General features: G+C 63.5%; 8 protein-coding genes and 1 pseudogene. 5 read left to right on the top strand and 4 right to left on the bottom strand.

Annotated features, from left to right (window positions below):
• The 4 genes and pseudogenes from JHD07_RS14445 to JHD07_RS14430 all read right to left on the bottom strand — a co-directional run.
• Positions 1 to 600: pseudogene (locus tag JHD07_RS14445) on the bottom strand (IS630 family transposase); the annotation flags it as partial.
• A gap of 181 nt (positions 601 to 781) precedes the next feature.
• Positions 782 to 1,195, bottom strand: coding sequence for a DUF1622 domain-containing protein (locus JHD07_RS14440; RefSeq protein WP_291623225.1), 414 nt, complete (start codon positions 1,193 to 1,195; stop codon positions 782 to 784).
• Positions 1,189 to 2,403: an OpgC domain-containing protein gene (locus JHD07_RS14435; RefSeq protein WP_291623223.1), complete on the bottom strand. Its 1,215-nt coding sequence runs from the start codon at positions 2,401 to 2,403 to the stop codon at positions 1,189 to 1,191. Before JHD07_RS14435 ends, JHD07_RS14440 begins: the two co-directional genes overlap by 7 nt.
• A 209-nt stretch (positions 2,404 to 2,612) precedes the next feature.
• On the bottom strand, positions 2,613 to 5,021 hold the full coding sequence (locus JHD07_RS14430) for a heavy metal translocating P-type ATPase (RefSeq protein WP_291623221.1): 2,409 nt from the start codon (positions 5,019 to 5,021) through the stop codon (positions 2,613 to 2,615).
• Positions 5,022 to 5,071: 50 nt separating this feature from the next.
• Here JHD07_RS14430 and JHD07_RS14425 point away from each other — a divergent pair, with 50 nt between their 5' ends.
• From JHD07_RS14425 to JHD07_RS14405, 5 genes are all read left to right on the top strand, one after another.
• Entirely contained in the window at positions 5,072 to 5,347 is a 276-nt protein-coding gene (locus tag JHD07_RS14425; RefSeq protein WP_291623219.1) for a metal-sensitive transcriptional regulator, read from the top strand.
• A gap of 101 nt (positions 5,348 to 5,448) precedes the next feature.
• Entirely contained in the window at positions 5,449 to 5,811 is a 363-nt protein-coding gene (locus JHD07_RS14420; RefSeq protein WP_291623217.1) for a hypothetical protein, read from the top strand.
• A gap of 99 nt (positions 5,812 to 5,910) precedes the next feature.
• Positions 5,911 to 6,303: a FixH family protein gene (locus JHD07_RS14415; RefSeq protein ID WP_291623215.1), complete on the top strand. Its 393-nt coding sequence runs from the start codon at positions 5,911 to 5,913 to the stop codon at positions 6,301 to 6,303.
• 82 nt (positions 6,304 to 6,385) lie between these two features.
• Entirely contained in the window at positions 6,386 to 7,810 is a 1,425-nt protein-coding gene (locus JHD07_RS14410) for an efflux RND transporter periplasmic adaptor subunit (RefSeq protein WP_291623213.1), read from the top strand.
• Positions 7,807 to 10,192: CusA/CzcA family heavy metal efflux RND transporter (locus tag JHD07_RS14405; protein ID WP_291623211.1), on the top strand; the 2,386-nt coding region annotated here is incomplete at its 3' end. The genes JHD07_RS14410 and JHD07_RS14405, both read left to right, overlap by 4 nt.

The raw sequence follows: 10,192 nt of genomic DNA, 5'->3' as shown, positions 1-10,192 counted from the left end.
TCGAAGACGCAGGGGGCGGTGAGCTGGTCGTGGCGGAGCGCGCCGAGGAATGTGAAGGGTACGCCAATGCCCGTGCGGGACGAAGCCGCGCAGGCGTGCCCCTTTGGGGCCCCAGCCCCGCAAGGGGGCCATGTTGGTCTTGATCCAGGTCTCATCGATGAAGACGAGCCGGCCCGGATCAAGTCCGGTCTGCCAGGATCGCCAACGCTGGCGCCTACGAGAGACGCCGGTGCGAGCCTGTTCGAGGGCAAACAGTGTTTTTTGAACCGCAGCCCTTCCCGGCGGAGGAACAGCCAGACCGCGTTGTGTGAGACCTTGACCCCACGGGCTGCCAGTTCCGCCTTCAGACCATGCAACGTCAAATGCGGCGTCTGAGTGATCCGTTCGACGATGAAGGCGCGATGCGGATCAAGCACAGGCTTGCGGTGGCCGCCCATCTTGCCGGGCGCAACCGAGCCGATCGCCCGCTGCCGCTGTGACCACTTCACAACCGACGAGACTGCAACGCCCAAAACGCTCCGCCACAGACCGGCAGCTCTCGCCGGCCAATATCGACGCCACCACACGCTCGCGAAGATCCAGGGAAAGAGGTCGGGTCATGCGATGCTGGCCTCCAATCCAGTCAGCATCTTGAATTACAATCCGCCAAAAACCGGAATCCCCTCCGGCTCAATTAAGCGATGAAACGCTCTTGAGCCGGCGCTGGCGTGGAAAACCTAACCCGGCGGATCGGGGGCATACTTGACCTGAGTCAAAAACTCCTCACCGGAGGAGATTGCCCTCAAAGACCACCATCTTTCGAGTCGGCCGCATCGGCGCGCTCGCGACGCCAAGGCAACCGGCCGTCGATTTCGATCTGGAGCGAGAAGCTCAAGAACGTGCGTATCACGATGATCAAGCCAAGAACCGCAAGCCGCTCGAGTGTCGGAACGATGGCCACCATGCCGATGATGTCTGCTGCGATCAAAAATTCGAGGCCGAGCAGGATCCCGCGCCCCAGGTTTGCTCGATAGGACCGGAAAGCACCGCGCCATTCACCGAGAAACATCTGCGGGATGGACCATGCGCTCGCTGCGATCACGGCGACTACGATGACCCCGACGCCGAGGACTTCCACGATCGCGGCGATCCAGTGGAGTGTATGCAGCACGATGGCTCTGGCATCCGTGCTGAGGACGAGCTCGGAAGTCAGCATTTCGACTCCTTGGTCTTTTTCATGGATTCCGCCGCCATGGTGACCGGAGAGGGTGCTGCAGCCGCCGGGGGCACTTGCGTCTGCGGCGCCGTGAACGCGTACTTGTCGATCTTCTTCGACCAGGAGCGATAGTATGCAACGCCGGTCATGATGGACAGGCCGGCCGCTCCTACTAGGACCTGGACGTAGAAAGCGTTCGACGTGGCGTCCAACACGAAGTGCGCAACGAAGGAAAGAAAAACCCCGACGCAAAAAACCTCGAGCGATTGTTGGCCGCACTTGATCAGCGGACGGAAGATCGGCCAGCCGAGACCGGACCAGTCGAACGGGATGAATCTCACGGCGAGAAGAGCCAGGGCCAGAAGGTGCAGGATGCGATAGGGAGCGAGGTTGGTCTTGTCGTTGGGGCGAAAGGCCTGCGTAAGCTGGCTCACTATCGGAGAGTCGATTTCGGGAATGAGCGTCGCAAGCGTCGCCACCAGGGCGAACAACAGGAAAGCAACGCTGAGAACCAAAGGGGTCAGAGCGGTCACGATTGGACGGACCGTCCGAGCGCCCCCGGCCGCAAGCCATGCTCCCAGCACGAACAGCAGCTGCCACGTGAATGGGTTGAAGAACCAGTCGCCGGAGGGATAGGAAGGCAGATTCCAATGTAGAAATCTGGCGGCGAAATAGAGCAGCACCGATCCGGCCAGCGCCCAATTTCTGTGGCGTAGCATGAGCCACAGGACCGGGGGAAAGGCGCCCATCAGGACGATGTACAGAGGAAGTACGTCGAGATTGAGCGGCTTGAACTTCAGAAGGAGCCCCTGCGTTAGTGTCTCCACCGGGAATTCCATCAAGTGCGCGACGTTGAATTGGTCCATCAGATGCGGAATGTCGAACCGGTGCGCCAGGTAGTGGACCGACGTGAGATAAAATATGAACAGAAGCACATGCGCGACGTAAAGCTGCCAAACGCGCCGAAGCAGTCGGGTCGCGCCGATCAGGAAGCCGCGTTGCACCATCATCCTGCCGAACACCAGGGTGGCGGTGTAGCCGGAAATAAAGACGAACAGGTCAGCCCCGTCGCTGAAGCCGTAGTTGCGCGAGGTCAACCACGCGAGCGCCGTGCCGGGAATGTGGCCGAAGAAAATGGCCCAGTTCGCCACTCCGCGGAAGAGATCGAGCCTTAAATCTCGCTCGTTCGACGGGACGAAGAGGGTCATCGGATACGACTCCGGCCTTGCTGCTGATAGGGGACTCGCGAGCGCATTCCCCAGATAAGACTTTCAGATTTGATCCAAGTCAAAAAATCCACCTTCATGGTTCCTCTAAACCACATCGACAAGCGAGAGGAAGTCGCCAGCCCCGCTTCCGATCGCGACAAGCCTGCAGATTCCGTCTGCAGGCTTTTTGCGTTCTCATCGGCTAAACGCTAGAGACTCGTCACGCGCAGGCGCAGGGCATTGCCCACGACACTGACGGACGATAGTGCCATTGCGGCGGCGGCGATGATTGGCGAGAGCAGGATTCCGAACGTCGGATACAGAATTCCCGCCGCGATCGGGACACCGGCGGCGTTATAGATGAACGCGAAGAACAGATTCTGTCGGATATTGCTCATGGTGGCCTCCGACAGCTTGCGGGCACGGACGATGCCGCCCAGGTCTCCTTTCAGCAGGGTCACGCCAGCGCTTTCCATCGCGACATCGGTCCCGGTGCCCATCGCTATGCCGACCTCGGCGGCGGCGAGGGCCGGGGCGTCGTTGACGCCGTCGCCGGCCATGGCGACGATCGCGCCAGCCTTCTGCAATCTGGCGACGACAGCGCTCTTCTGGTCCGGAAGCACTTCGGCCTCGACGTCCCCGATCCCGAGCTGGCGCGCGACCGCCTTCGCGGTGGTGCGGTTGTCGCCGGTCAGCATGATGACCTTGACGCCCTCCGCCTTCAGTTCTCTCAGCGCCGCCGGGGTCGACGCCTTGATGGGGTCTGCGATTGCAAAGAGACCGGCCAGTTTCCCGTCGATCGCCATGTTAATCACGGTGGCGCCGTCACCTCGCATGCGTTCGCCCTCCGCTTCCAGCGATTGTGTCCCTACGCCCACGGATGCAAGGAAGTTGGCGTTACCCAACACGATGGATTTGCCGTCGACCTTGCCTACGGCCCCCTTGCCGGTCGGAGAATCGAATTCCTCGACCTCGCCCAGGACCAAGCTGCGGTCGTTGGCGGAGCGGACGATTGCGTCGGCGAGGGGATGCTCGCTGGCCCGTTCGACGGTGGCGGCGAGACGCAGAAGTTCGTTTTCGTCGTAACCCGGCGCAGGGACGATGGAGACGACCTTCGGCTTGCCTTCGGTGAGGGTGCCCGTCTTGTCCACCACCAGCGTGTCGATCTTTTCCATGCGTTCCAGCGCCTCGGCGTTCTTGATCAGCACGCCGGCCTGCGCACCCCGGCCGACTCCGACCATAATCGACATGGGGGTGGCGAGCCCGAGTGCGCACGGACAGGCGATGATCAGCACGCTGACCGCGGCGACCAATCCGAAGGCCATCCGCGGCTCGGGTCCGTAGTAGGCCCACGCGCCGAACGCGACGAGAGCAACGACGATGACCGCCGGGACGAACCAGCCTGCGACCTGATCGGCCAGACGCTGGATCGGCGCGCGGGAGCGCTGCGCCTGCGCGACCATCTGCACGATCTGGGACAGCATGGTGTCGCTGCCGACCTTCTCGGCTCGCATGACGAAGCCGCCGGAGCGATTGAGCGTGCCGGCGATCACCTTGCCGCCGACGTCCTTGCTGACGGGCATCGATTCGCCGGTCACCATGGATTCGTCGAGAGAAGAACGCCCTTCGACGATCTCGCCGTCGACAGGCACCTTCTCGCCCGGCCGGACGCGGAGCCGATCGCCGACCTGCAGCTCCGAAATCTCGACCTCCTCGTCGGTGCCGTCCGCCCGAATGCGCCGCGCCGTTTTCGGGGCGAGGTCGAGGAGGGCTTTGATCGCGCCCGAGGTCGCCTCGCGGGCCCGGAGCTCGAGTACCTGGCCAAGCAGAACCAGGACGGTGATCACAGCAGCCGCTTCGAAGTAGACGGCGACGGCGCCGTCATGGCCTCTAAAGGTGGTCGGGAAGACGCCCGGCGCGATGGTGGCGACTATGCTGTAGACCCACGCGACACCGGTGCCCATCGCGATCAGAGTGAACATGTTCAGATTGCGAGTGACGACCGACTGCCATCCGCGAACGAAGAAGGGCCAACCGGCCCAGAGGACGACAGGTGTTGCGAGAACCAACTGGATCCAGTTGGATAGCGTCTGATCGATCCACCCATGGCCACCTATGAGGTGCCCGCCCATTTCGAGAACGACGACCGGAACGGAGAGTGCGAGACCCACCCAGAAACGGCGGGTCATGTCGATCAGCTCGGGGTTGGGGCCGCTGTCCGCCGTCGCGACCTCGGGTTCGAGCGCCATGCCGCAGATGGGGCAATTGCCCGGTCCGACCTGGCGGATCTGCGGATGCATCGGGCAGGTGTAGATCGTGCCTTCCCGAACTTTGGCTGGCGACACCTGCTGCGCCTTGCCGTGCACGTATTTCGCCGGGTCGGCTTCGAACTTGGTGCGGCAGCGCTCCGAGCAGAAATAGAAGGTCTCTCCGCCATGGTCGATCTTGTGGCGAGCGGTCGAGGGATCGACCTTCATCCCGCAGACCGGGTCCACCGCCAAGCCCGCAGCATGATTGTGATGATGAGTATGTCCCGAATGGTCATGAGTCGCCGGATGGGAGTGCCCGCAGCAGGCCCCGTGAGCCGCTCCGGATTTGGGGTTGTCATGCACGGCCATCTGCGACTCCATCTCTTGCGGAAGGTACCCTCGGGGGGTATATACGGGCCATGAGAAGCGACATCAAGGCGTCCTGCCAGAAACGTCTGAACCGCATCGAAGGCCAGGCTCGCGGGCTCGCGAAGATGGTCGACGAGGACCGGTACTGCATCGATATCGTCACGCAGATCTCGGCGGTACGTTCCGCGCTCAGGCGGGTGGAAGAAGAGATTCTTAAGGATCACGTGGCCCACTGCGTGGAACACGCTATCCGGAGCGGCGATAAGGCCGACCAGCGCCGCAAGATCGCAGAACTTATGAACGTCGTCGGTCGGGTGGACAGATAATCGTCCGGCGGTCACAAATGCTTGAGCAGGATCAAAGACTCCATCCGCAGTCGGTATATGTTATCGAAGCCACGACGCGGCTTGAGAGGTAAGTAGATTGTATGCGGTTCGTCCGTACCATCTTGGCATTCGCGATCGCCCTCTCCTGGGCGATGCTGCCGCTCGGCGCCTCAGCCGGTCGCGCGATGTCGTCGGACGACATGCAGGCCGCTATGCACATGGTGGGTCAGGGCGACATGTCGATGGACTGCTGTCCGGAGGACATGCAGGGAAAGGCATCCGACACGGCCGGCTACAAGTGCGGGGCGGGACTCTGCTGCGTCGGCGGAACATTTGCGCTCGATGACGTTCGCCCCGTCGTACTCGGTCTTCTCGCCATTACTGCCGACGAGATCGCCATACCCGCGGACCAGGTCCTCTCCTACCGCAGCGGCAGTCCTCCCTTCCGACCTCCTCGAAGCTGATCCTCAATGCTTGGCGCCCGCACGCTCGGGCGCGCAGACGATTGACGTGCGCGCGCCACAAGCGCCACGGCGGAAGATCAACTTCATGAGGACAAGACGATGTTTTCCAGATTCACGACCGCGGCAGTCGCCGCCACCCTTTTGCTTGCTGCTTCTGCTGCCATGGCAGGCGCCGGCGACTACGCCTTCGAGCCTGTCAATCCGGAGATGAAGAAGGGCGACGACGTCACGCTCTCCGTTCGCCTGACCAACAAACAGACCGGCAAGCCTGTGTCTGACGCGGTTATCTTCAAGACCCGCGTCGACATGGCGCCCGACGGGATGGCCGAGATGGAATCGGCGGTCTCGCCGCTGCCGTCAAAAGAGCCTGGCGTCTACGCCTTCAAGACGGACCTGCCGATGGCCGGCCGCTATCAGGTTACGCTGTCCGCGAAGGTGCAGGGCGAGGCCGAAACCGTCACCGGCAAGGTGATCGTCAAGGCGGCCAAGTGAGCCTTCGGGCGTCGCGCGGCGACGCCCGAACTCCTGTTCCCATTCCCATGGATGCGCGCTCCGAGCGCGCGGGTAGCACACCATGAACACGCAGCGTCTCCTGACGGCACTCGCAATGACGGGCGGTTTGGCCCTAGGAACCTACTGGTACGCGAACGGCGAGCACTGGTCCGTCCATGCCGAAGCGGCCACCCGGGCCGGTGCCGAGCGAACTCCGCTCTACTACCGGGATCCGGATGGGGCGCCCTTCTGGTCGGCCGTGCCGAAGAAGGACGAACGCGGGCGGGATTATCTGCCCGTGTACGACGACGACAAGGGCTTCTCCGAGCCGGCAAAGCCGAAGCTGCAGGCGGATTCGTCGCGCAAGATCCTCTACTACCGCAATCCCATGGGCCTGCCCGACACCTCGCCAGTGCCGAAGAAGGATCCGATGGGGATGGATTATGTTCCCGTCTACGAAGGCGACGACGCCGACGACGGCACGGTCAAGCTCTCGCCCGGCAAGATTCAGCGGACGGGCGTGAAGTCGGAGCCGGCGGAGCGCCGCGCGATCCGCGTCTCGGTCAGGGCACCGGGCACGATCCAGTTGGACGAACGCCGCGTGTCGGTTATCGCGATGCGGGCCGAAAGCTTCGTGCAGAAAGTCGCCGACGTGACCACCGGCACGCGGGTGAAGGCCGGCCAGGCCTTGATGCAGATTTACAGTTCGGCCGTCGCGTCCGCCGCCGCCGAATATCTCTCGACTATCACGTCCAAGACCACGGGCGGCATCGAGGCCTACGGCCGCGGCTCCCGGCAGCGACTGATCAACCTCGACGTCCCCGAACAGGTCATCACCGAGATGGAGAAGTCCCACATCGCGCCCGTAACAGTCCAGTGGGCGGCGCCGCGCGACGGCATCGTGCTGGAGCGCAACGCGATCGAGGGCATGCGCGCGAACCCCGGCGACGTGCTGTTTCGGATCGCCGATATCTCGATGGTGTGGGCGCTGGTCGACGTGGCCGAGCGCGACCTCGGCAACATCTCGGTCGGCCAGCCGGTGTCGATCCGCGCCCGCAGCTTTGCCGGCCGGACCTTCTCGGGAAAGATCGCGGTCGTCTATCCCCAAGTGAACAAGGACACGCGCACCGCGCGCGTTCGGATCGAGCTCGCCAATCCGGACCTTGCGCTGCTGCCGGACATGTACGTCGATGCCGACATCGACACCGCGGATTCATCGTCGGTTCTGGCCGTGCCGGATAGCTCGGTGCTCGACACCGGTGCCCGCCAGGCCGTACTCGTCGACAAGGGCGAGGGCAGGTTCGAGCCCCGCGAAGTGAAGCTCGGCCGCCGGGGCGGTGGCTACATCGAGATCCGGGACGGCCTCAACGACGGGGAAGCGGTCGTCACATCGGCGAACTTCCTGATCGACGCGGAGAGCAACCTCAAAGCCGCCCTCAAGGGCTTCGCCGAGGCAAGCGCGCCGGCCGACGCTTCGAGCGGCCACGTCCATGGAGAGCAGAAATGATCGCCCGCATCATCGCCTGGTCGGCGCGCAACCTGCTGCTGGTGCTGTTCGGCACCGGCTTTGCGGCCGCGGCCGGCCTCTACGCACTGGTCCATCTTCCGCTGGATGCGATCCCGGACCTCTCGGACACCCAGGTCATCGTCTACACCGAGTACCCGGGCCAGGCGCCGCAGGTCATCGAGGACCAGGTCACCTATCCGCTGACGACGGCCATGCTGACCGTCCCGAAGTCCAAGGTGGTGCGCGGCTTCTCCTTCTTCGGCGTGTCGTTCGTCTACGTTATCTTCGAGGACGGCACCGACATCTATTGGGCGCGCTCGCGCGTCATGGAGTTCTTGAACGGGGCTGCTTCGAGACTTCCGACCGGCGTCACGCCGACCATCGGGCCCGACGCCACCGGCGTCGGCTGGGTCTATCAGTACGCCGTCGTGTCCAAGGAATTGAACTTGGCGGACACGCGCACGATCCAGGACTGGAATCTGAAGTTCGCGCTGGCCAAGGCGGAAGGCGTCGCCGACGTCGCCGGTATCGGCGGCTTCGTCAAGCAGTATAACGTGGTGCTCGATCCGCAGCGGATGCGCGACCGCGGCATCAGCATGCAGAAGATCCGGGAGGCCATCCGCGCCAGCAACGCCGATGTCGGCGGCCGTACCGTCGAGCTGGCGGAGTTCGAATACGTCATCCGCGGCAAGGGCTACATCAAGAGCATCAACGATCTGGGCAACATCGTGCTGAAGACCAGCAACGGCACGCCGGTGCTGCTGCGCGACGTCGCCCATGTCGAGTTGGGACCTGACGAGCGGCGGGGCATCGCCGAACTCAACGGGGAGGGCGAGGTCGCGAGCGGCATCGTGCTGCAGCGCTTCGGCGTCAACGCCCTCGACGTGATCGAGAACGTCAAGAAGCGGTTCAAAGAGATCGCAAGCAGTCTGCCGAAGTCGATCGAGATCGTGCCGGTCTACGACCGGTCCAACCTGATCTACGCGGCCATCGACACGCTCAAGCACACTCTATTCGAGGAGAGCATCGTCGTCGGGCTGGTCTGCATCGTGTTCCTGCTGCACGTCCGCAGCGCGCTCGTCGCGATACTGATGCTGCCGGTCGGCGTGCTGATGGCTTTCGGCGCCATGAAGCTGCTCGGCCTCGGCTCGAATATCATGAGCCTCGGCGGCATCGCGATCGCGATCGGCGCTATGGTCGATGCCGCGATCGTCATGATCGAGAATGCCCACAAACATCTTGAACGCGCCAAGCCCGATCAGCCGCGCGTCCAAGTCCTGATCGACGCCGCCTCCGAGGTCGGCCCGGCACTGTTCTTCAGCCTGCTGATCATCACCGTCTCGTTCATGCCGATCTTCACGCTGGAATCGCAGGAGGGACGGCTGTTCAGTCCGCTGGCGTTCACGAAGACCTTTGCGATGGCGGCCGCCGCCCTCTTGTCCGTCACGCTGGTGCCGGCGCTGATGGTGATCTTCGTCCGCGGCAAGATCGTTCCGGAGCACCGCAACCCCATCAACCGCTTCCTGATCTGGATCTACCGGCCGGTCATCAAGGGCGTGCTGCGGGCGAAGACGCTGGTGATCCTGGCCTCCTTGGCCGTGCTGACCGTCTCGATCTGGCCGGCCCGCCAGCTTGGAACCGAGTTCATGCCTTCGCTCAACGAGGGAACGCTGCTCTACATGCCCACTACGCTGCCGGGCATCTCCGTGACGAAGGCGGCCGAACTGATGCAGATGCAGGATCGCATTATCAAGTCGTTCCCCGAGGTCGCCTCGGTCTACGGCAAGGCGGGGCGGGCGGCGACCGCGACAGATCCAGCCCCGACCGAGATGTTCGAGACCGTGGTCAACCTGAAGCCGAAGGAGCAGTGGCGCCCGGGCCTCACCGTCGACGCCCTGATTGCGGAGATGGACAAGGCGCTGCAGTTTCCGGGGGTCTCGAATGCCTGGACCATGCCGATCAAAGCCCGCATCGACATGCTGTCGACGGGCATCCGTACGCCGATCGGGATTAAGGTGATGGGTACGGACCTGGTGGAGATCGACCGGCTCGCCAAGCAGGTCGAGAGGGTGGTCAAGGCCGTTCCCGGCACCTCATCGGCCTACGCCGAGAGAGGGATCGGCGGCTACTATCTCGAGATCGCTCCGGATCGCGAAGCGCTCGCCCGCTACGGGATCCTGATCCAGGACGTTCAGGACACCATCGCAGCCGCCCTCGGCGGGCAGACGGTGACCACGACCGTGGAGGGTCGCCAGCGCTTCACGGTGAACATGCGCTACCCGCGCGATCTCCGCGACAATCCGAAGGCCATCGCCAGCGAAATCCTGGTGCCGATGCCGGCGGGCGGCGCCGTGCCCCTGGGCGAGGTCGCCAAGGTAGAAC

It is taken from the genome of Bradyrhizobium sp. (assembly GCF_016462955.1).
In the GTDB taxonomy this organism is placed as follows: Bacteria; Pseudomonadota; Alphaproteobacteria; order Rhizobiales; family Xanthobacteraceae; genus Bradyrhizobium.
Note: the sequence above shows the minus strand (reverse complement) of the source record. Positions and strands in the feature narration are given on the sequence as shown.

What these genes read in the sequence shown, in the direction of transcription:
- JHD07_RS14425 (WP_291623219.1), top strand. Translation starts at nt 5,072, where the DNA reads ATGAGAAGCGACATCAAGGCGTCCTGCCAGAAACGTCTGAACCGCATC.
- JHD07_RS14415 (WP_291623215.1), top strand. Translation starts at nt 5,911, where the DNA reads ATGTTTTCCAGATTCACGACCGCGGCAGTCGCCGCCACCCTTTTGCTT.
- JHD07_RS14410 (WP_291623213.1), top strand. Translation starts at nt 6,386, where the DNA reads ATGAACACGCAGCGTCTCCTGACGGCACTCGCAATGACGGGCGGTTTG.
- JHD07_RS14435 (WP_291623223.1), bottom strand. Translation starts at nt 2,403, where the DNA reads ATGACCCTCTTCGTCCCGTCGAACGAGCGAGATTTAAGGCTCGATCTC.
- JHD07_RS14420 (WP_291623217.1), top strand. Translation starts at nt 5,449, where the DNA reads ATGCGGTTCGTCCGTACCATCTTGGCATTCGCGATCGCCCTCTCCTGG.
- JHD07_RS14440 (WP_291623225.1), bottom strand. Translation starts at nt 1,195, where the DNA reads ATGCTGACTTCCGAGCTCGTCCTCAGCACGGATGCCAGAGCCATCGTG.
- JHD07_RS14430 (WP_291623221.1), bottom strand. Translation starts at nt 5,021, where the DNA reads ATGGCCGTGCATGACAACCCCAAATCCGGAGCGGCTCACGGGGCCTGC.